This window comes from Bacteroides xylanisolvens (assembly GCF_018289135.1).
GTDB lineage: Bacteria > Bacteroidota > Bacteroidia > Bacteroidales > Bacteroidaceae > Bacteroides > Bacteroides xylanisolvens.
Map to the genome: position 1 here is coordinate 247,900 of NZ_CP072216.1, position 21,710 is coordinate 269,609.

General features: G+C 40.4%; 20 protein-coding genes. 13 read left to right on the top strand and 7 right to left on the bottom strand.

Annotated elements, in window-relative coordinates:
• Positions 1–105 precede the first annotated feature (105 nt).
• From INE92_RS01090 to INE92_RS01110, 5 genes are all read left to right on the top strand, one after another.
• Complete coding sequence (locus INE92_RS01090) at positions 106–1,515, top strand: amidophosphoribosyltransferase (protein ID WP_004302052.1); 1,410 nt, start codon at positions 106–108, stop codon at positions 1,513–1,515.
• 152 nt (positions 1,516–1,667) lie between these two features.
• Entirely contained in the window at positions 1,668–2,891 is a 1,224-nt protein-coding gene (gene pepT, locus INE92_RS01095; RefSeq protein ID WP_004302053.1) for a peptidase T, read from the top strand.
• A 61-nt stretch (positions 2,892–2,952) separates the two neighbouring features.
• Positions 2,953–4,038 (top strand): glycine cleavage system aminomethyltransferase GcvT, encoded by a 1,086-nt coding sequence (gene gcvT, locus INE92_RS01100; protein ID WP_004302054.1) that lies wholly within the window; start codon positions 2,953–2,955, stop codon positions 4,036–4,038.
• A 151-nt stretch (positions 4,039–4,189) separates the two neighbouring features.
• On the top strand, positions 4,190–6,463 hold the full coding sequence (locus INE92_RS01105) for a cation:proton antiporter (protein ID WP_008644441.1): 2,274 nt from the start codon (positions 4,190–4,192) through the stop codon (positions 6,461–6,463).
• A gap of 49 nt (positions 6,464–6,512) precedes the next feature.
• On the top strand, positions 6,513–6,938 hold the full coding sequence (locus INE92_RS01110) for an HIT family protein (RefSeq protein ID WP_004302057.1): 426 nt from the start codon (positions 6,513–6,515) through the stop codon (positions 6,936–6,938).
• Positions 6,939–7,209: 271 nt separating this feature from the next.
• On the opposite strand, the gene INE92_RS01115 is transcribed toward INE92_RS01110, so the two are convergent.
• The 4 genes from INE92_RS01115 to INE92_RS01130 all read right to left on the bottom strand — a co-directional run bounded on the left by INE92_RS01115 (position 7,210) and on the right by INE92_RS01130 (position 9,571).
• Complete coding sequence (locus tag INE92_RS01115; RefSeq protein WP_008021285.1) at positions 7,210–7,632, bottom strand: RNA-binding S4 domain-containing protein; 423 nt, start codon at positions 7,630–7,632, stop codon at positions 7,210–7,212.
• A gap of 106 nt (positions 7,633–7,738) precedes the next feature.
• Positions 7,739–8,305: an aminoacyl-tRNA hydrolase gene (gene pth, locus INE92_RS01120; RefSeq protein WP_032811507.1), complete on the bottom strand. Its 567-nt coding sequence runs from the start codon at positions 8,303–8,305 to the stop codon at positions 7,739–7,741.
• A 136-nt stretch (positions 8,306–8,441) separates the two neighbouring features.
• Positions 8,442–9,032, bottom strand: a complete 591-nt coding sequence (locus INE92_RS01125) for a 50S ribosomal protein L25/general stress protein Ctc (protein ID WP_004309786.1) — start codon at positions 9,030–9,032, stop codon at positions 8,442–8,444.
• Positions 9,033–9,169: 137 nt separating this feature from the next.
• Positions 9,170–9,571 (bottom strand): PUR family DNA/RNA-binding protein, encoded by a 402-nt coding sequence (locus INE92_RS01130; protein ID WP_004309787.1) that lies wholly within the window; start codon positions 9,569–9,571, stop codon positions 9,170–9,172.
• A gap of 168 nt (positions 9,572–9,739) precedes the next feature.
• Between INE92_RS01130 and nusB the strand changes: the two genes are divergently transcribed.
• The 6 genes from nusB to INE92_RS01160 all read left to right on the top strand — a co-directional run bounded on the left by nusB (position 9,740) and on the right by INE92_RS01160 (position 13,612).
• Positions 9,740–10,666 (top strand): transcription antitermination factor NusB, encoded by a 927-nt coding sequence (nusB, locus tag INE92_RS01135; RefSeq protein WP_004313974.1) that lies wholly within the window; start codon positions 9,740–9,742, stop codon positions 10,664–10,666.
• 39 nt (positions 10,667–10,705) lie between these two features.
• Positions 10,706–11,029: a preprotein translocase subunit YajC gene (yajC, locus tag INE92_RS01140; protein WP_004302063.1), complete on the top strand. Its 324-nt coding sequence runs from the start codon at positions 10,706–10,708 to the stop codon at positions 11,027–11,029.
• 21 nt (positions 11,030–11,050) lie between these two features.
• Entirely contained in the window at positions 11,051–12,064 is a 1,014-nt protein-coding gene (locus tag INE92_RS01145; RefSeq protein ID WP_004313972.1) for a CdaR family protein, read from the top strand.
• Positions 12,054–12,668 carry a dephospho-CoA kinase gene (coaE, locus tag INE92_RS01150; protein ID WP_008644446.1) on the top strand — a complete coding sequence of 205 codons (615 nt, stop codon included), beginning with the start codon at positions 12,054–12,056 and terminating at the stop codon, positions 12,666–12,668. Before INE92_RS01145 ends, coaE begins: the two co-directional genes overlap by 11 nt.
• 24 nt (positions 12,669–12,692) lie before the next feature.
• Positions 12,693–13,121 carry a DUF5606 family protein gene (locus INE92_RS01155; RefSeq protein ID WP_004313967.1) on the top strand — a complete coding sequence of 143 codons (429 nt, stop codon included), beginning with the start codon at positions 12,693–12,695 and terminating at the stop codon, positions 13,119–13,121.
• 233 nt (positions 13,122–13,354) lie between these two features.
• The gene (locus tag INE92_RS01160) at positions 13,355–13,612 is read left to right on the top strand and encodes a hypothetical protein (RefSeq protein WP_004313966.1); all 258 of its coding nucleotides are present in this window, start codon (positions 13,355–13,357) and stop codon (positions 13,610–13,612) included.
• Positions 13,613–13,740: 128 nt separating this feature from the next.
• Here INE92_RS01160 and clpB read toward each other — a convergent pair whose 3' ends face one another.
• Both clpB and INE92_RS01170 read right to left on the bottom strand, forming a co-directional pair.
• Positions 13,741–16,329: an ATP-dependent chaperone ClpB gene (clpB, locus tag INE92_RS01165; RefSeq protein WP_151928221.1), complete on the bottom strand. Its 2,589-nt coding sequence runs from the start codon at positions 16,327–16,329 to the stop codon at positions 13,741–13,743.
• 233 nt (positions 16,330–16,562) lie between these two features.
• Positions 16,563–18,191: a plasmid pRiA4b ORF-3 family protein gene (locus INE92_RS01170; RefSeq protein WP_195436785.1), complete on the bottom strand. Its 1,629-nt coding sequence runs from the start codon at positions 18,189–18,191 to the stop codon at positions 16,563–16,565.
• Between the two features lie 170 nt (positions 18,192–18,361).
• On the opposite strand from INE92_RS01170, the gene INE92_RS01175 reads away from it, so the two are divergent.
• Positions 18,362–18,946: a DUF6621 family protein gene (locus tag INE92_RS01175; RefSeq protein ID WP_195436784.1), complete on the top strand. Its 585-nt coding sequence runs from the start codon at positions 18,362–18,364 to the stop codon at positions 18,944–18,946.
• A gap of 60 nt (positions 18,947–19,006) precedes the next feature.
• On the top strand, positions 19,007–19,903 hold the full coding sequence (locus INE92_RS01180) for a LysR substrate-binding domain-containing protein (protein WP_151937951.1): 897 nt from the start codon (positions 19,007–19,009) through the stop codon (positions 19,901–19,903).
• Here the strand turns inward: INE92_RS01180 and INE92_RS01185 are convergent, their stop codons facing one another.
• Positions 19,904–21,625, bottom strand: coding sequence for an ATP-binding protein (locus INE92_RS01185; RefSeq protein ID WP_195436783.1), 1,722 nt, complete (start codon positions 21,623–21,625; stop codon positions 19,904–19,906).
• Positions 21,626–21,710: the final 85 nt, after the last annotated feature.

A 21,710-nucleotide genomic window follows, 5' to 3' on the forward strand; every position in this document is an offset into this window, starting at 1 on the left:
TCGCAAAGAAAACTAAAACTTTGCGGAGCGCTTTTTTTATAGGACGAATTCTTTTTTGTACTTTTGCGCCATCTTTTTTAAAACATCATCAATAAAGAGAACAACATGGGAGGTTTTTTCGGAACAGTCTCGAAAACTAGCTGCGTGACTGATTTATTCTACGGCACAGATTATAACTCACATCTGGGTACCAAGCGAGGAGGACTCGCAACATACAGTGAGGAAAAAGGTTTTATACGCTCCATTCACAATTTGGAAAGTACTTATTTCCGAACCAAGTTTGAAGGAGAACTGGACAAATTCAAAGGAAACGCCGGCATCGGCATCATTAGCGACACAGACGCACAACCTATCATCATCAATTCTCACCTCGGGCGCTTCGCCATTGTCACAGTCGCTAAAATAGTCAATATCCAGGAATTGGAAGAAGAACTTCTCAGTCAAAACATGCACTTCGCCGAACTTAGTTCGAGCAACACCAACCAGACGGAACTTATCGCATTACTTATTATACAAGGCAGAACTTTTGTGGAAGGTATCGAAAATGTGTTTAAGCACATTAAGGGTTCTTGTTCGATGTTGCTTCTGACGGAAGATGGTAGTATCATCGCTGCCCGTGACCGATGGGGACGTACTCCGGTGGTGATTGGAAGGAAAGACGGTGCTTATGCTGCAACGAGCGAATCGTCCAGTTTTCCGAATCTGGATTATGAGATTGAGAGATATTTAGGTCCCGGTGAGATTGTCCGTATGTATGACGATCATGTTGACCAGCTTCGCAAGCCCAATGAGGATATGCAGATTTGCTCGTTTTTGTGGGTGTACTACGGTTTCCCGACTTCTTGTTATGAAGGAAAGAATGTAGAGGAAGTGCGTTTCACCAGCGGATTGAAAATGGGACAGACAGATGAATCGGAAGTGGATTGTGCTTGCGGTATTCCTGATTCGGGAGTGGGTATGGCTTTAGGATATGCCGAAGGAAAGGGGGTTCCTTACCATCGTGCTATTTCAAAATATACACCGACATGGCCTCGTAGCTTCACTCCGAGCAATCAGGAGATGCGTTCGCTTGTTGCTAAGATGAAGTTGATTCCCAACCGTGCCATGCTGCAAAATAAACGTTTGTTGTTCTGTGACGATTCAATCGTGCGGGGAACTCAATTACGTGACAATGTGAAGATTCTGTATGATTACGGAGCAAAGGAGGTGCACATGCGTATCGCTTGTCCGCCATTGATTTATGCTTGTCCGTTTGTTGGTTTTTCGGCTTCTAAAAATGCATTGGAGTTGATTACCCGTCGTATTATCAAGGAACTGGAAGGGGATGAGAATAAGAACCTGGAGAAATATGCTACTACCGGTTCTCCGGAATACGATAAGATGGTTAGTATTATTGCAGAGCGTTTCGGTCTCAGTTCATTGAAGTTTAATACACTGGAAACGCTGATTGAGGCTATCGGATTACCTAAATGCAAGGTTTGTACACATTGCTTTGATGGTAGCAGCCATTTTTAAAGTAGTCAAATAGGATATTTAAGTATCCGGATAAAAGTATACAATAAAAAGAGCCGTGAATTGCTTTGTAATTCACGGCTCTTTTTTTACCTTTACGGCACTATAAACTATCAATTTGTAAATTGTAATTAGTAACTTGTAATTAAAACAATATGACTTTAGTAGACAGATTTTTAAAGTATGTAAGCTTCGATACACAATCTGATGAATCGACAGGGCTTACTCCAAGTACTCCGAAGCAGATGATTTTTGCTGAATACTTGAAAAAAGAGTTGGAATCTTTGGGATTGGAAGATATTACTTTGGATGAGCATGGCTATCTTTTTGCTACACTTCCTGCCAATATAAATAAAGAAGTACCCACTATCGGGTTTATTGCCCACATGGATACAAGTCCTGATATGACGGGTAAAGATGTCACTCCGCGCATTGTGGAAAAGTATGACGGTTCGGATATTGTGCTTTGTGCTGAAGAGAATGTAGTCCTTTCTCCATCACAATTCCCGGAATTGCTGGATCATAAGGGAGAAGACTTGATTGTAACCAACGGAAAAACGTTGCTCGGTGCCGACGACAAAGCCGGTATCGCGGAAATTGTATCAGCGATGGTTTATCTGAAGGAACATCCCGAAATCAAACACGGTAAAATCCGTATCGGCTTCAATCCTGACGAAGAAATCGGTGAAGGTGCTCATAAATTCGATGTAGAGAAATTCGGTTGTGAATGGGGATATACGATGGATGGAGGTGAAGTAGGGGAGTTGGAGTTTGAGAACTTTAATGCTGCTGCCGCAAAAATAACCTTTAAAGGACGTAATGTGCATCCGGGATATGCCAAGGATAAGATGATTAACTCTATCTATCTTGCCAATCAGTTTATTACGATGCTTCCCTCACAGGAAAGACCAGAACATACGACCGGCTATGAAGGATTCTATCATTTGATTGGTATTCAGGGGGATGTGGAGCAAAGCACTGTGTCTTATATCATCCGCGATCATGACCGTGCAAAATTTGAGAACCGTAAAAAAGAGATAGAACGTCTGGTAGCTCAAATGAACGCTGAATATGGAGCTGGTACTGCGACACTCGAACTGCGCGACCAGTATTATAATATGCGTGAGAAAATAGAACCGGTAATGCACATCATCGATACTGCTTTTGCAGCTATGGAAGCCGTGGGTGTGAAACCGAATGTAAAACCGATTCGTGGAGGTACGGATGGTGCGCAGCTTTCTTTTAAGGGATTGCCTTGTCCGAATATCTTTGCCGGTGGTCTGAATTTCCACGGTCGTTACGAATTTGTGCCTATCCAGAATATGGAGAAAGCAATGAAAGTGATCGTAAAAATAGCAGAACTGGTGGCTTCCAAATAAAAAGACGGTAAGCTCCGGTAATACTTAATACCTGATACTTAAAACTTAATACTTTAAAATAATGAAAACCACTCCGTTTACAGAGAAACATATAGCACTTGGTGCTAAAATGCACGAGTTTGCAGGTTATAATATGCCTATTGAATACTCCGGTATCATTGATGAACACATAACTGTTTGTCAAGGTGTCGGTGTATTTGATGTATCGCACATGGGAGAATTTTGGGTGAAAGGACCGCAAGCGTTGGCCTTTCTGCAGAAAATAACATCTAACAATGTGGCGGCACTGGCTCCGGGTAAAATACAATATACTTGTTTTCCGAATGAGGATGGGGGGATTGTAGATGATTTGCTGGTTTATCAGTATGAACCGGAAAAATACATGTTGGTGGTGAATGCTTCCAATATGGAAAAAGACTGGAACTGGTGTGTTTCTCACAATACGGAGGGAGCCGAGTTGGAAAATTCGTCGGATAACATAGCTCAACTTGCTATACAGGGTCCGAAGGCTATTTCGGTTCTGCAAAAGTTGACGGATATTGATCTTGCTACTATTCCTTATTATACATTTAAGGTTGGAACGTTTGCAAGTGAAGAGAATGTGATTATCTCCAATACGGGTTATACCGGTGCGGGAGGTTTTGAGCTTTATTTCTATCCGTCTGCGGCTGATTCTATATGGAAGGCTATTTTTGAAGCTGGTGAAGAGTATGGCATTAAACCTATCGGTTTGGGTGCCCGTGATACGCTCCGGTTGGAAATGGGCTTCTGTCTGTATGGCAATGATCTGGATGATACGACTTCTCCGATAGAAGCCGGATTGGGATGGATCACTAAGTTTGTGGAGGGCAAGGATTTTGTCAACCGTCCGATGCTGGAAAAACAGAAAGCGGAAGGTGTTACCCGTAAACTGGTTGGCTTTGAAATGGTTGATCGCGGAATTCCCCGTCATGGCTATGAACTGGTGAATGATGAAGGCGAGAAAGTGGGAGTGGTGACCTCCGGTACGATGTCGCCTACCCGTAAGATTGGTATCGGTATGGGATATGTGAAACCGGAATATAGTAAGGTGGGTACGGAAATCTGTATCGATATGCGTGGTCGGAAATTGAAAGCTGTGGTAGTGAAACCGCCTTTTAGAAAGTAAAAAATAAGCTTGTTATTGTGTATAGCCCCGGATAAGTTACGACTCTATCCGGGGCTAACTTATTTTATGATGGTTATTGCAAAACATATTCGTAAATATGTTGTTTATCCCATAGAAATAATATAATTTTGTCATCAAATACGATAAAATAATGTCTCAATTACCTACTCTTATAGCTGACCTCGCACTTATATTGATTTGTGCCGGTGTTATGACTTTGTTGTTTAAGAAGTTGAAACAACCTCTGGTCTTGGGATATGTAGTTGCCGGATTTCTGGCAAGTCCGCATATGCCGTATACTCCTTCAGTGATGGATACTGCCAATATTAAGACTTGGGCGGATATTGGTGTTATTTTCTTGCTGTTTGCTCTTGGTTTGGAATTTAGTTTTAAGAAGATTGTCAAGGTGGGTGGTTCTGCCATCATTGCTGCCTGTACCATCATCTTTTGTATGATTTTGTTGGGAATAGGAGTCGGCATGGGTTTCGGCTGGCACAGGATGGACAGTCTGTTCTTGGGCGGTATGATTGCGATGTCGTCTACTACTATTATTTATAAAGCTTTTGATGATTTAGGATTAAGGAAGAAGCAGTTCACCGGACTTGTGTTGAGTATCTTGATTTTGGAAGATATTTTGGCTATTGTATTAATGGTGATGCTTTCCACTATGGCGGTAAGCCAACATTTTGAAGGTACCGAGATGTTGGAGAGTATCGGGAAATTATTGTTTTTCCTTATTCTGTGGTTTGTTGTCGGTATCTATCTGATTCCTGAATTCTTGAAACGCTGCCGGAAATTGATGGGAGAGGAGACTCTGCTTATTGTGTCGTTGGCACTTTGTTTCGGTATGGTAGTGATGGCGGCTCATACAGGATTTTCTGCTGCATTTGGTGCATTTATAATGGGATCTATTCTGGCGGAAACAATCGAGGCGGAATCCATAGACCGGCTGGTGAAACCGGTAAAGGATCTTTTTGGAGCTATCTTTTTCGTATCGGTCGGTATGATGGTGGATCCTGCAATGATTGTAGAATATGCCGTACCTATTATAGTTATTACTTTGGCTGTTATCTTGGGACAGGCCGTTTTTGGTACATTCGGTGTTATTCTCTCCGGAAAGCCTTTAAAGACGGCTATGCAATGCGGCTTTAGTTTAACGCAGATCGGCGAATTTGCGTTTATTATTGCTTCTTTGGGAGTCTCTTTGCATGTAACGAGTGACTTTCTGTATCCGATAGTGGTAGCGGTTTCTGTGATTACTACTTTCCTGACTCCTTATATGATTCGTTTTGCCGAGCCGGCTTCTACTTTTGTGGATGCTCATCTTCCGGAATCATGGAAAAAAATAATGATGCGTTATTCTTCCGGTTCGCAAACAGCTCTGAATCACGAGAATTTGTGGAAGAAGCTAATCTTGTCAATGGTACGTATAACAGTTGTTTATTCAATTGTCAGTATGTCGATTATTGCACTTTCTTTTCGTTTTGTCGTGCCATTCTTTAAAGAGAATCTGCCTCATTTCTGGGCATCATTGTTGGGAGCGGTATTTATCATTCTGTGTATTGCTCCTTTCTTGCGTGCCATTATGGTGAAGAAAAATCATTCGGTTGAGTTTATGACCTTATGGCATGACAGCCGTGCCAACCGCGCACCGCTGGTATCGACAATCGTGATTCGTATTATGATAGCGGCACTTTTTGTTATCTTTGTTATTTCCGGATTATTTAAGGCGTCTATCGGATTGATTATTGGAGTGGCTGTACTTGTTGTATTGTTGATGGTATGGTCTCGCCGTTTGAAGAAGCAATCGATATTGATTGAACGTCGTTTCTTTCAGAATCTCCGTTCCAGAGATGTACGTGCAGAGTATCTGGGAGAGAAAAAGCCGGAGTATGCCGGTCGTTTGTTGTCGCATGATTTGCATCTTGCCGATATGGAAATTCCGGGTGAATCCAGTTGGGCGGGAAAGACATTGATGGAGCTGAATCTGGGGAAGAAGTTTGGAGTTCATGTTGCTTCTATTCTTCGTGGAAAGAGGAGGATTAATATCCCCGGTGGTTCTGTCCGCCTGTTTCCGATGGATAAGATACAGGTGATAGGTACAGATGAACAATTAAGTGTGTTTAATGAGGCGATGCAAAACGGAGCGAAGATAGACTGGGAGGTCTATGAAAAGAGCGAGATGGCTTTGAAGCAGTTTATCATTGACAGTGATTCTGTTTTTCTGGGTAAAACAATTCGTGAATCGGGTATCCGCGACAAATATCATTGTATGATAGCCGGTGTTGAAAGTGAAGACGGTACACTGATGGTTCCTGATGTAAATGCTCCACTCGAAGAAGGCGATGTTGTTTGGGTGGTAGGCGAAAAAGAGGATGTGTACCAATTAGTCGATCAAAAAAACGAAAAAGTACAAGCAGGATAAGAATGGAATACTTATTTTTGCAACGATAAAAACTTAAAATAATAATATCATGAAGAGTGATCCGAAAGAATGTCTGTATTGCCAGAACAATGAAACGCTGCATAATCTGATGATTGAGATTGCGCAATTGAGTGTGTCACGTGTGTTTTTGTTTAAGGAACAAACCTACCGTGGACGTTGTCTTGTTTCTTATAAAGACCATGTGAACGATTTGAATGAATTGAGTGATGAAGATCGTAATGCTTTTATGGCAGATGTAGCGCGTGTCACTCGTGCCATGCAAAAAGCTTTCCAGCCGGAAAAGATTAATTATGGTGCTTACTCGGATAAATTGTCTCATTTGCATTTTCATTTAGCACCTAAATATGTGGATGGACCTGATTATGGAGGTATATTCCAAATGAACCCGGGAAAGGTTTATCTGACTGATGCAGAATATCAGGAATTGATTGATGCTGTTAAGGCAAACCTATAAACGGTAAATTTTGCGGGGTGCCCTGAAAGGGCTTAATTATACAGCGTAGGGCAACGCCCTACGAAAAAACGGTAATCTGAATTTGCGCCCTGAAAGGGCATAATTGTATACAGTTCCGCCCTTTCAGGGCTTGTGGCTGGTGTGTTTTTTTCGTAGGGCGTTGCCCTACGCTATATAATTAAGCCCTTTCAGGGCACCCCCAATAAATATATAATTGTAAGGCTTTCAGCCTAACCGATAAATTCTCATTTAACCGCTAAATTCCCATTTATTATTCTTCACTGTCAAAATCGAAATCAAAGTCGAAATCATCCATGAACTCCGGAGTTGTAAATTCTTCCAGTTCCCGACGATCTTTCTTGGTCGGACGTCCGGTTCCACGTGCACGGTCTACGAATCCGCTGATTTTACTCATTTCAAGCAGTTCGTATTGATCGGGAGTAGTTACGTTTTCCATCATTTCCGATACAAGTTTGGCTCCCACACGTTTTTCAATAGTTTGTAATACCTTGAATGAATAAGTGATAGGCGGTTTCTTCACCTGAATAACGTCTCCCGGTTTTATCATACGGGCAGCTTTGGCTAGAGAACCGTTGATGGTAATACGTCCTTTTTTGCAGGCTTCTGCTGCAATCGTACGTGTCTTGAAGATGCGGACAGCCCACATCCATTTATCTATTCTTGCTTCGGCCATTTTAGTTAGTTGTTTAGTGATAAGCAATTCGTTGGTTAGTATCAGTTGACGTTGTCATTTATCGCTAACCGTTCATTGCTATCTTTATTTTTATAGGACTAGTCTATTATTTTTTATTGAACTGGTTCATCGTGATGTCAATACCGGCGAGACAGAAACTTTTTATAATTTCCCCTGCCATCTCCAGTCTTTCATCCATTGTTTTCCAATCTTCGTCAGTGAAGTGTCCGAGTACATAATCAACCTGTCCGCCACGTGGAAAATCATTTCCGATACCAAATCGCAGGCGGGCATAGTTTTGAGTGCCCAGAATAGCGGCGATATGCTTCAATCCATTATGTCCTGCATCACTCCCTTTTCCCTTCAGGCGTAAAGTTCCAAAGGGAAGAGCCAGATCATCTACTACGATCAGTACATTTTCTAATGGAATATTTTCTTTCTGCATCCAATAGCGAACGGCCAGTCCGCTTAGGTTCATAAAAGTCGATGGCTTAAGCAAAATCAACTGGCGTCCTTTGATAGAAAAGCTGGTAGTGAATCCATATCGTCCATCCATAAAAGGAGGAGCGTTATTGATTCTAGCCAATGCTTCTACTGTCATGAATCCGATATTATGTCGCGTTTCATGATATTCGGGACCAATGTTTCCCAGTCCGACAACTAAGTATTTTATCATCGTATTTCCGTAAAACAGTTCATTAATATAGAAAGAGAAACGCAGATTAATACAAATTAATGCAGACTGAACATCTGCTTTAATCTGCATTAATCTGCGTTTGAAGTATATCTCTTTACAGGGATAATCTCAATTACTTACCAGCGGCTGCTGCTGCACCTCTTGCTGCACGAGTCAACTTAACAGCACATACAACGGCTTCTTTTGCACTAATCAGTTCAAGACCTTCGAAGCTCAATTCGCCAACTTTAACAGTCTTACCCAAGCCCAGGTGAGAAACGTTAACGGTCAACTTTTCAGGAATTACATTGTACAAAGCTTTCACTTTGATCTTACGCATCTGCAGTGCAAGTTTACCACCGGCTTTCACACCTTCTGCAAGACCTTCCAATTGTACAGGAACTTCCATTACGATAGGTTTAGCTTCGTCAATTTGATAGAAGTCAACGTGTAGGATAGTATCTTTTACCGGGTGGAACTGAATATCTTTCAGGATAGCGTTTACTTTTTTGCCATCGATAATCAGGTCTACAACGTAGATGTGCGGAGTATAAACCAAGTTACGAAGTCCTTCGTTAGTCACTGTGAAGTGAACTACTTCATTACCTCCGTAAAGTACACAAGGTACACCACCGTTTTTACGAATTTCTTTCAAAGCTCTTGCTTGTTCTGAAGAGCGTTCTGCAATTGTTCTTGCAGTTCCTTTTACTTCAATTGATTTCATTTCTTTAAAAATTTGTGTTACTCTAAATTAAGTTAGTTTGCTTAATTCACCATCACACGATGTGGATTATCACACGATGTTGCAAAAAAGCGGTGCAAAAGTACATCTTTTTTTTGAAATATCAAAGAGTTACTTTCTTAAAAGTCAATATCAATCTTAATTTCGCTCTCCAATTTGTTTTCCCGGGCTTCTTCGATTGCTTTCCGTTCATTTTCTTCATCAGCTTCGATGTTCAGGCGGGCGATATATTCGTTTGCGTCGCTGCACTCAATGAAATTGACTGCTTCTTCGAGTCCTGCCATAAACTTCTGAAAGTCTTCCCTATATAGGAAGATTTTGTGTTTCTCGAAACTAACTTGAGAATCATCGCCTTCTCCCGTTATCACTTTTTTGCTCTCTGTAATAGCCAGGAACATTTCATCTTTACGATTCTTTTTTACGTCGAGGTAATAGATGCGTTTACCTGCCTTAATGGACTTGGAGAATACGATCTCCTTATCATTCATGTCTGCGCTCATTTTCTTTTTTAAATCTTCCATATCTTTCGGTCCGTTTATAATCGGCTTCAAAATTGGATATTTTTTTTAAACTGTCAAAAGAAAAAGCGCAGAGAATCAAATACTGCATTAAAAAATGTGATTTATTAGTGGAAACTCATTAAAAATATCTACTTTTGCAGTTCAATAACAACAGTATTAATTTGAATTATGATCAACAGAGTTCTTATTCGTCTTAAGATTATACAGATAGTATATGCCTATTATCAGAATGGCAGCAAAAATCTAGACTCAGCGGAGAAAGAGTTATTCTTTAGTCTTTCAAAGGCGTATGACCTTTACAACTATTTGTTAATGCTGATGATAGCATTGACAGAGTATGCACAAAAACGTATTGATGCGGCAAAAGCTAAATTGGCACCTACGACAGAGGAATTGTATCCCAACAGGAAGTTCGTAGATAACAAGTTTATTGCTCAATTGGAAGTCAATAAACAATTGACGGAGTTTATAGCTAATCAGAAAAGAACCTGGACAAACGACCAGGATTTTATCAAAGAGCTTTATGAGAAAATTGTAGAAACCGATATCTATAAAGATTATATGGCTTCTGATGACAACTCATACGAAGCTGATCGTGAACTGTGGAGAAAAATCTATAAGACATACATCTTTAATAATGATTCTCTTGACCAGGTATTGGAAGACCAGAGTCTGTACTGGAATGATGATAAAGAAATTGTAGACACGTTCGTCTTGAAAACAATCAAACGCTTTGATGAAAAGAAGGGTGCCAACCAGGAACTGCTTCCGGAATTTAAGGATGACGAAGATCAGGAGTTTGCACGTCGTCTGTTCCGTCGCACCATTTTGAATTCTGACTATTACCGTCATTTGGTGAGTGAGAATACAAAAAACTGGGATTTGGACCGCATCGCATTTATGGATGTAATCATTATGCAGACTGCATTAGCAGAAATTCTTAGTTTCCCGAACATTCCGGTCAGTGTTTCGTTAAATGAATATGTAGAGATTGCGAAGTTGTATAGCACAGCTAAAAGCGGTAGCTTTATCAACGGTACGCTGGATGGAATAGTTAATCAATTAAAAAAAGAAGGTAAGTTGACTAAAAACTGATACCTTTGTCCATATAGTAGAAACTAAAACAGATTATTTATGAACGTATTGACTGTATTATTGCAAGCTCCTGCCGGTGCTGCCGGAGGTGGAAGTATGATGTGGATCATGCTGATAGCTATGTTTGTTATCATGTATTTCTTTATGATCCGTCCTCAAAATAAGAAGCAGAAAGAAATAGCTAATTTCCGTAAATCTCTTCAGGTAAATCAGAATGTGATTACTGCAGGTGGTATCCACGGAACAATCAAGGAAATTACTGACGACTATATAGTACTTGAGATTGCTTCTAATGTAAAGATTAAAATAGACAAGAATTCTATATTCGCTGATGCTTCAGCGGCTAGCAATCAGTCTAAATAAATAGTTGGTAAATAAATGCCTATGTTTGATCGTAGGAATATAAAATATACATATTTAAAACTATCTAAGAAAATTAAGGATTTTCTGCTCAGTGATAAGAGCAGAGAGTTCTTAATTTTTTTATTTTTCTTCCTGATAGCCGGTGGATTCTGGTTGCTTCAGACGCTCAATAATGATTATGAAGCGGAGTTTTCTATCCCGGTGCGAATGAAAGATCTTCCTAACAATGTAGTGTTGACTTCGGAACCTCCTTCCGAACTTCGTGTCAGAGTGAAAGATAAAGGAACAGTGCTTCTCAATTATATGTTGGGGAAAAGTTTCTTTCCGGTCAATCTAGGTTTTCTTGATTATAAAGGAAAAGATAATCATGTGAAAATTTATGCTTCCGACTTTGAGAAAAAAATATTAAGCCAACTGAATGTATCCTCCAAAATCCTATCGATCAAGCCGGATACATTAGAATATATCTATTCCGAAGGAAAGTCCAAGCTGGTTCCTGTTCGTTTTCAGGGGAAAGTGACAGCTGGACTTCAATATTATGTATCTGACACCATTTGTAAGCCGGACTCTGTATTGGTTTATGCTCCGGAAGGAATTTTGGATACTATAACAACTGCATATACTCAAAATATAACTTTGGAGAATATATCCGATACAACCCGGCGACGAATTCCGCTGACTTCTGAAAGAGGAGTGAAGTTTGTTCCGGCTTCAGTAGAAATGACTTTCCCGGTGGATATTTATACGGAGAAAACGGTCGAAGTGCCATTACATGGAGTTAATTTTCCGGCAGATAAGGTGTTACGTACTTTTCCTTCCAAAGTTCAGATTACTTTTCAAGTGGGGTTAAAACGGTTCCGCAGTATAAAAGCAAGCGATTTTATCATCAATATTTCTTATGAAGAATTGCTGAAGCTTGGCTCTGATAAATATACGGTTAAATTGAAATCGTTTCCAAGTGGAATAAATCAAATACGTATTGTTCCCGAGCAAGTGGACTTCCTGATAGAACAAATTACTTCTAATGGCGATTAAGATTGGCATAACCGGTGGTATTGGTAGTGGAAAAAGTGTTGTTTCCAGACTACTCGGAATAATGGGAATCCCTGTCTATATATCAGATATAGAAGCAAAGCGAATCACACAGACAGATCCGGTGATTCGCCGGGGGCTTTGTGATCTGGTTGGTCAGGATGTGTTTCAGGGTGGAGAGTTGAATCGTTCTTTGTTGGCTTCTTATATGTTCGGTCATCAGGATCATGTGCGGAAAGTGAATGAGATTATTCATCCGCAAGTGAAAGAAGATTTCCGACAATGGGCTGCCCGGTTGAAAAGTGAACTGCTGGTGGGTATGGAGTCTGCAATACTGGTGGAGGCTGGTTTTAAGGATGAAGTTGATTTTCTGGTTATGGTATATGCGCCGCTGGAAGTGAGAGTGGAACGTGCTGTAAAGCGGGACTGTTCGTCAAGAGAACTGGTGATGAAGCGTATCGAAGCTCAAATGAGTGATGAAGTAAAGAGAAGTCATGCCGATTTCGTGATAGTGAATGATGATGAAACACCGTTAATTCCACAGGTTTTAGAGCTTATTTCTTTGCTATCTAAAAATAATCATTACCTTTGCTCCGCAAAAAAATAATTAATAAATAAAAGGATATATACTATGTTGAAGACTATCTTGTCTATCTCAGGTAAACCGGGATTATACAAACTTATTTCGCAAGGAAAAAATATGTTGATTGTTGAATCAGTCAATGCTGAAAAGAAACGTTTCCCTGCTTATGGTAATGAAAAAATTATCTCTTTGGCAGATATCGCAATGTACACGGACGATGCAGAAGTTCCTTTGTATGATGTGTTGGAGTCAATAAAAGAGAAAGAAAAATCAGCGCAGGCTTCTATCGATCCGAAAAAAGCGACTCCCGAACAATTGCGTGAATACTTGGCTGAAGTATTACCTAATTTTGATCGTGAACGTGTATATGTAGCCGATATTAAGAAATTGGTTGCTTGGTATAACATCTTAATATCTAATGGAATTACAGAATTCAAACCGGAAGGAGAGATTAAGGAAGAAGAAGTTGCAGAGTAATCTGTATAGTTTATTTAATAGGAATAAAGAACATGATAATCATTTAAGGTGGTTATCATGTTTTTTTATATAAACACTTGTGGGTTTAGGAAAAAATTAGTATTATTTGGGTAATCTTTTGCAATAATAAATATCTTCTACTTATATTGTAAATAATGATGCTTTTTATGTATCTTTGTCGCTGTTCACCATTCTTGGGAATATAGCTCGTGGATGCTGAATAACGTTTTTTAATGTTGGGTATGGAGACAATAACAAATAAAGAAGTAAACGTCCGTTTGGACAATGAAAAAGGGACATTATGCCTGACAGGTTTGTTGGCAGGTACAATGGTATTCCTTTACGATTCACAGGGAGAACTAAGAGGCAAACATAAATTTGCTTTGCCTTCATTGACTATGGAAATACCCCAACCGGGCACTTATGTTTTGGTGATGAGTCATCCGAATTGCCAACCGGAAGTTCGGCGAATTACATATTTAGGAATATAAAAAAGGGCTGCCTAACAAGTTTCTTTTTAACGATTTCACCCCTATCAGAGTTCAAACAAACTCTGATAGGAGTGATTTTCAATTTTAGAGACTTGTTAGACAGCCCCATTCTATTTGAATGATGACTTTTAATTTCTGAATACCAATCCGTCTCCGTCAGCATCAACGATAATTGCTTTGCTTCGGTCGACTTCCTGTGATAGTAACTTCTTGGATAGATCATTCAGCAGATAGCGTTGAATAGCCCTCTTCACCGGACGAGCTCCAAATTCAGGATCATAACCCACTTGCGATAAGAAGTTCAATGCTCCTTCTGCCAATTGCAGTTCCACTCCGTTTTCGGCAAGCATTTTCTGTACTCCCTTAATTTGTAAAAGTACGATTTGCTTGATTTCTTTTTCGTTCAATGGTAAGAACATAATCGTTTCATCAATACGGTTCAGGAATTCCGGACGAATTGTCTTTTTCAACATATTCATCACTTCCTTCTTCGTTTCTTCGATTACTTCTTCCTTATTGGAACCATGCAACTTCTCCATCTGACTTTGTATATAAGAACTGCCCATATTTGAAGTCATGATGATAATGGTATTTTTGAAGTTGACCACCCTTCCTTTATTGTCAGTCAGTCGTCCGTCATCCAATACCTGCAACAGAATATTGAAGACATCCGGATGAGCCTTTTCTATTTCGTCAAACAAAACAACAGAGTAAGGTTTCCGCCGTATAGCTTCTGTCAACTGACCGCCCTCATCGTATCCAACATATCCCGGAGGCGCTCCGACCAGACGGGAGACACTATGCTTTTCCTGATACTCACTCATGTCGATACGAGTCATCATCGTTTCGTCATCAAACAGGAACTCTGCCAATGCCTTTGCTAATTCGGTCTTACCTACGCCGGTGGTTCCCAGGAAGATAAATGACCCGATCGGACGTTTCGGATCTTGTAATCCGGCACGGCTACGGCGCACAGCATCTGCCACCGCTTCAATCGCTTCGTCCTGACCAATTACACGTTGATGAAGTTCCTCTTCCAAGTGCAACAGTTTATCTTTTTCACTTTGCAGCATCTTGCTGACAGGAATACCAGTCCAGCGGGAAACAACATCAGCAATATCTTCAGCGTCTACCTCCTCCTTAATCATGGCTTTATCGCCTTGCATATCACGCAGTTGCTTTTGAGTATCTTCTATTTCTTTATCCAAAGCCTGAAGTTTACCATAACGGATTTCGGCTACTTTACCATAATCGCCTTCACGTTCGGCTTTTTCTGCTTCAAATTTAAGATTCTCTATCTCAACCTTGTTCTGCTGGATTTTATCCATCAGCGTTTTCTCACTTTGCCATTTAGCTTTAAAGGACTTTTCCTGTTCTTTGAGCTCGGCAAGTTCCTTACCGATAATTTCCAGTTTCGGTTTATCGTTTTCACGTTTGATAGCCTCGCGTTCAATTTCCAGCTGCTTGATTTTACGGGAAATCTCATCCAGTTCTTCAGGAACGGAATCTACCTCCATACGTAGTTTGGCTGCGGCTTCGTCCATCAGGTCAATGGCTTTATCCGGCAGGAAACGGTCGGTGATGTAACGGCTACTCAATTCGACAGCTGCAATGATTGCGTCGTCTTTGATACGTACGTGATGATGGTTCTCGTAACGTTCTTTCAATCCGCGAAGGATGGAAATGGTACTCAAGTTATCCGGTTCGTCCACTTGCACGATTTGGAAACGACGCTCCAATGCTTTATCCTTTTCGAAGTATTTTTGATACTCGTCAAGGGTTGTTGCTCCGATGGAACGTAGTTCTCCACGAGCTAAGGCGGGCTTTAGAATGTTGGCGGCATCCATGGCACCTTCACCTTTTCCGGCACCTACCAGCGTGTGAATCTCATCAATGAACAGAATAATATCACCTTCTGATTTCTTCACCTCATTGACAACTGATTTCAATCGTTCTTCAAATTCACCTTTGTACTTTGCGCCGGCAACCAGTGCTCCCATATCCAGTGAATAAACTTGTTTGTTCTTCAGGTTTTCGGGCACGTCTCCGCGAAGAATACGATGTGCCAAACCTTCTACAATAGCCGTTTTACCGGTACCCGGTTCACCAATCAGAATCGGGTTGTTCTTTGTACGGCGGCTCAATATCTGTAATACTCGGCGGATTTCTTCATCACGTCCGATTACGGGATCCAGTTTTCCGCTACGGGCAGCTTCGTTCAGGTTGATAGCATACTTTTCCAATGATTGATAAGTATCTTCACTGGATTGTGATGTAACCTTTTCTCCTTTTCTCAATTCGCTGATAGCGTTGCGCAATTCTTTTTCCGTCATACCGGCATCTTTCAAGATCGTGGAGACGGTACTCTTAACAGTCAGCAATGCCAGTATGATAGGCTCTAATGAAACAAACTCGTCGCCCATTTCTTTAGAATACTGTGTTGCTTTCTGCAAAACTTCGTTGGATTCACGACTTAGATACGGTTCTCCGCCGGATACTTTCGGCAGGGAGTCGATTTGCTTGTCGACCACGAGAGCTACTTGCTGTCCATTCATACCAAGTTTTTGGAAGATGAAATTAGTGACGTTTTCGCCTACTTTCATTACTCCCTGCATGATGTGGACAGGTTCAATGGCTTGTTGTCCCCGGCTTTGTACCAGGTTTACGGCCTCCTGTACCGCTTCTTGAGATTTAATGGTAAAATTGTTAAAGTTCATATCTTTGTTCTCCTTTCTTATTTCACGTTTTTAATAACACCTAAAGGGGCTCAAAAGATTTGCCAAGTATAAAAATATGACAAAATAGCATGAGTATTAAGGAGTTAAAGGACAAAATGACCTTTTTTATCTAGATATGACTGACGAATTTACCATATACTCCACAGAATAGGATGGGCTTCAGAATAAGATGGGTTTTCAATGAAGTTTACTATTCTGTGGAGAAACAATTGTTAGAAGATTCTTATCGGGAAGTCTCTAAGCTCTCTTTCTACTTTTTTCGCATTAAATTTGTGTGCGTTGAAATTCTTTCCCAACCATTCCCGATATTCTTTTGCAGCTTTTGAGTGTGGTTGTTTTAATGCCTCCAACATCTCTTGGTAACCATATATTCCTCCGCAATCTTCGGGTGGACATGCATTTGCTCCGTCTATGAGAAAGATGCCTTGTGTTTCGTCCTTTTTATATGCTTGTTGCGATTCCAGAGTAATCCGATGCACCCAACTATCTCCGAAATCATATTCATATTTAATATGTGAGCCTTTTCGGGTAAGGATCTCTCCTAAAGAGAGAGAGTAGGAGTTGACTGTATTATTGGGATCAAACAAAAGATCATCACCGTATTCATCGGCTGTATATATTGTTTTCCCTTTTTGAAACAGATGCAAGTGATAGCCTTCCCACCCCATTGCGGTATTTATGACATCCGCAAAATTTTCCAGACGGATGTTGGAAGGAACTTCCACTATACGATATATTTCCGGGTCGGAATTAATCAAAGAAATTTTTATATTGAGCTTTTTAGAGGTTTGTTCTTCAATGTAGAAAGATTCGTCGTATTCATCATCGTCAAACTCGTCATCGTATTCTTCATCAAATTCGTTATCATCAAATTCATTATTCTCATTGAAGGCAAAGAACTCATTCAATAAGTTCATTAGTTCTTCCATACTGTCCACCTCCAATCCCTTCAGTTCTGCGTGTGGCATTTCTTTTTTTATCTCTTTGATTCCTCTTCTCGTTAATGTATTGGGGATTTTGAATCGTTTATAGATTTTTTCCAATATAGGCAACGTTTCTATGGCACGGATATTCATCAACGTATTTGTGATATAGTCAATTATCGCGATATTATTATCTTCCCCACGCTCAAACTGATCGTAATAAGAATTCAATAATTGGCAGAACCAGTTAATAATTTCCAATCTTCGTTCAGGGTTGGTTATGGCAATTTGTGCGACAGCACTACAAATATCTTCTTTTCCGAAAGGAGCGATTCCGTCTTCATTCATGAAACTAAGTAGCAAAGGCAATTGGTGCTGCCCGAGTTGGTAAATGATGGCAATGGTGGCTTCATCCTGTACGAGGTGGCAGTAGGAAGCGAGGAAAGTCGGACTTTGCCGCATTATTTCCAAGATGATATTTAAAGAAGATTCCATTCGGTAATGTTCCATCGCCCAGTAGATATACCATAACTTAAAAGGTCTGTCTTCTTCTTTTGCGTTTTCGAGAGGTCCTTGATAATGGATGAATAGATGTAGGATAAAGTTGCGCAAATCTTTTTCTAATTCGGCAGCGGGTACTGTCGTGCAATCTTTTTTAAACTCGTCAGATGGGTAGTCTTTGCATGTCTGCATATCCCAAAGCCTTTGCAGGTAAGCTGCAATGGGGGTTGCTTCCGAGCTATAGTCCGGATGTTGATAGTGATAGAAAGCTTCTTCCATTTGTTGGTAGATTTTTTCTAATCCGTTATTGCTTAATATATCTATCACTTCCTGTTGTTCTTCAGGTGTAAACAAGTTTAATACTTCGGTCATAATCGCATCGAGATCAATCGAAGTTTGGTTCTTTTTTTTATTCATTATCGTGCCATTTAATAAATTTGTCAATTTTCTCCAAAGGTACGCCTCTTTATTGAGTAATAGCCTGATAATTTCTCTTTTTTTAAAATATTCTTTCCGGAGAAGATAAGAAAGTTTATCTTTGTCCTATAGTAGAGAGTAAATCTGTTTTCTAATTGATGACTAATGATATGAATGATAAACCACAAATAAAATTATCGGAAACAGTGGTGCTGATTGATGCCGCTTTCCTGAATTTCGTAATTACGGATATGAAGAGATACTTCGAAGAGACTTTGCAACGTTCTTTACAAGAGATCGATCTTTCGATGTTGACTACCTATTTGACTTTGGATGCTGGGACTGCGGAAGGAAAAAATGAAGTGCAGTTTCTTTTTGTTTATGATAAAGAGTCAGGTAATCTTGCGCATTGCCAGCCTTCTGACTTGGAGAAAGAGTTGAATGGAGTTGCTTTTCAAAGCCCTTATGGAGAATATTCGTTTGCTAGTGTTCCGTCGGAAGGGATGGTGTCGAGAGAGGACTTGTTTTTAGACTTATTATCCATTGTAGCCGATTCGGCCGATGTGAAAAAAATGATTCTGGTATCTTTCAATGAAGAATATGGAAAGAAAGTGACTGATGCTTTGAATGAAGTACAGGGCAAGGAGATTGTCCAATTCCGAATGAACGAACCGGATACTCCGGTAGCTTATAAATGGGATATGTTGGCTTTTCCTGTCATGCAGGCATTGGGAATCAGAGCCGATGAATTATAGCCATAGCTACCCATTTCAGTCATTAATCGCTAATCACTAATAAGTTAATCACTATTTTCCATGTCCGATTTTCGTTTAAAAGTATTTCAGAGCGTGGCGAAGAATTTAAGTTTCACGAAGGCTTCGCAAGAGCTGTTTGTCAGTCAGCCTGCTATCACTAAGCACATTCAGGAACTGGAAGCTTATTATCAGACTCGTTTGTTCGATCGTCAGGGCAGTAAGATCTCGTTGACTAAGTCCGGAGAACTATTATTGAAACATAGCGAAAAGATTTTGGACGATTATAAACAGCTGGAATATGAGATGCATTTGTTGCATAATGAATATATCGGCGAACTGAAACTGGGTGCCAGTACTACGATTGCGCAATATGTACTTCCTCCTTTGTTGGCGGATTTTATAGCCAAGTTTCCACAGATCAATCTTTCTTTGATTAATGGAAATTCTCGGGGAGTGGAAGCTGCTTTACAAGAACATCGGATTGATTTGGGATTGGTTGAAGGTATCTTCCGTTTGCCTAATCTGAAGTATACTCCATTTTTGCAAGACGAACTGGTTGCTGTGGTTCATACCCATAGTAAATTGGCTGTTTCGGATGAGATCGCTCCGGAAGATTTGCCAAATATCCCCTTAGTTTTGCGGGAGAGAGGTTCAGGAACGTTGGATGTGTTTGAGCGTTCCCTGTTACGCCATAATTTAAAACTTTCTTCTTTGAATGTATTGATGTATCTCGGTAGTACGGAGAGCATCAAGCTTTTTTGGGAACATACAGATTGTATGGGAATTGTTTCTATCCGTTCTGTTTATAAGGAACTGGTTGCCGGTAATTTTCGTGTGGTTGAGATAAAAGGAATGCCCATGCAGCGCGAGTTTAATTTTGTGCAACTGCAAGGGCAGGAGGGAGGTTTATCTCAAGCTTTCATGCGATTTGCCGGGCATCACAGTAAGAGTTTGTAATCAAACCTCTTCCATACGGACTAATTCCCAGCCGCAGAATTGTATGACAATGCAGTGAAGTTGAGTTCCCTGACATAGTTGGCGAACTTTCGGACCGGCAGCATAACCATGAATTTGTTCTACGGCTTCCTGCCATTGTGCGGTGCCTTGGGTGTCGTATTTTTCTTTCGGCAGATATTTTAATTCCAAGATATAGCTATGCGCTACTTCTGCGTAACGTTGCAGATCGGGCATCAGAAACATATCGCAAAAGCCGTGATTCAGTTCTACTTCAGGCATTGTGAGGTAGTAGGCGTTCACGCTAAGGTAAGCGGTGAAGAATCCCTGAATGTTACGTTCGCCCTCAATGCTGCTGCGTACGGAAGTATTCTCCTTATAAGCTTTGGCTATGAATTCCAATGCCGGTCGCCATTGTCCGTCAAAAGCCATATCATTGAATAGAATCTCTATATCTATCAGGTTGATATAATGGTGATTTTGATATTCTTCCAGGATATATTCATAATATTGTTTACGGACATTCGTGTTGGGAATTCCCAGGATAGTCAGATTTCCACGTGTTCCGATGATAGTTAGCATACCATAATAAAATAATAGGCTGGGGAATATTTCCGGATTCGTAATTTGGTCGGCAGAAAAAGACTGGTATAGGTTAGTCATGATTTTCCCTTCTTCGGCAATTCGTTTGATAACACCTTTGCGGTTACCGTCAAGACGGTCAAGTTGAATCAGTTTTTTCATCTTATTGTAGTCCGTACGGGTATTAGGATCAATCATCTGTTCAGGAGATTCTCCTAACTGAATTCGATTACGTAGGTAATAGAGTACCATGTCGCAATTAAACATTTTAGGATCTGACTTTAGACTTTGGCGAGCAAAACAATAATTATCATACCATGGCTTCATCTCCTGAATCATTTCTTCAATGTCTCCTTGTAACTGCCCTGCTTCCTGATAATATCGGAGCATAGTACGTACGTCTTCTTCAGAAAATCCCAGCATTTGATTAAACAGTGGATTAGTGCTGATGTTCCAACCTATGTTATATCCGCTTGACAAGTCGTCCAAAGTTACGGGGCTGACCCCAATCATGAATATACGGTCGAACATTCCTTTATAATTCTTGAAGGTATCTCTGTAGAATCCGCTGGCATGGGTGATGGCGTGGTATATCTCATTTCCTTTCTCGTTGAGTACGACATTTGTGAAATTGTCATACTCATCTATAATAAGGTATAGGGGATACCCTTGACGGCGTGCTTCATCGTCTAGTATATGCAGTTTATCAATCCCTTTTTCCGCTGTGCTGAAGCGTTCAATAAACTCATCCGTGTAGTATTCACGATAACGGTTCAGAAAGCCATCCAGTTGCACTGCGCTATACGAATCAAATCTTTGCGGCAGTTCATCAATGTTGCCGCCAATCTTGGAAAAGTCAAGATAAAGCATCTGATATTTGCCTTGAAGCGGAGTTGTATTTTGTCCGATCCAGAGATTCCCGAAAAGTTGCTGGAATTTATCTTTCTGTGAAAGGTCATAATATGAACGAAGCATGCTTAGTAGCAGGCTCTTGCCGAAGCGTCTCGGACGGATGAATATCAGATAGTTGGCTTGATCTTCCAACATGGGGATATACATTGTTTTATCCACATAATAGCGGTTTTGCGTGATTACATCCTCAAAATTGGACATACCATAAGGAATTCCTTTTATTGTTCCCATAACTTTTTCAGATTGTTTCTTCTTGTTTTCCAAACAATTAATTACCAAAGATAGTTTTTTTGAAATGGATATTCCATTCTTTTGC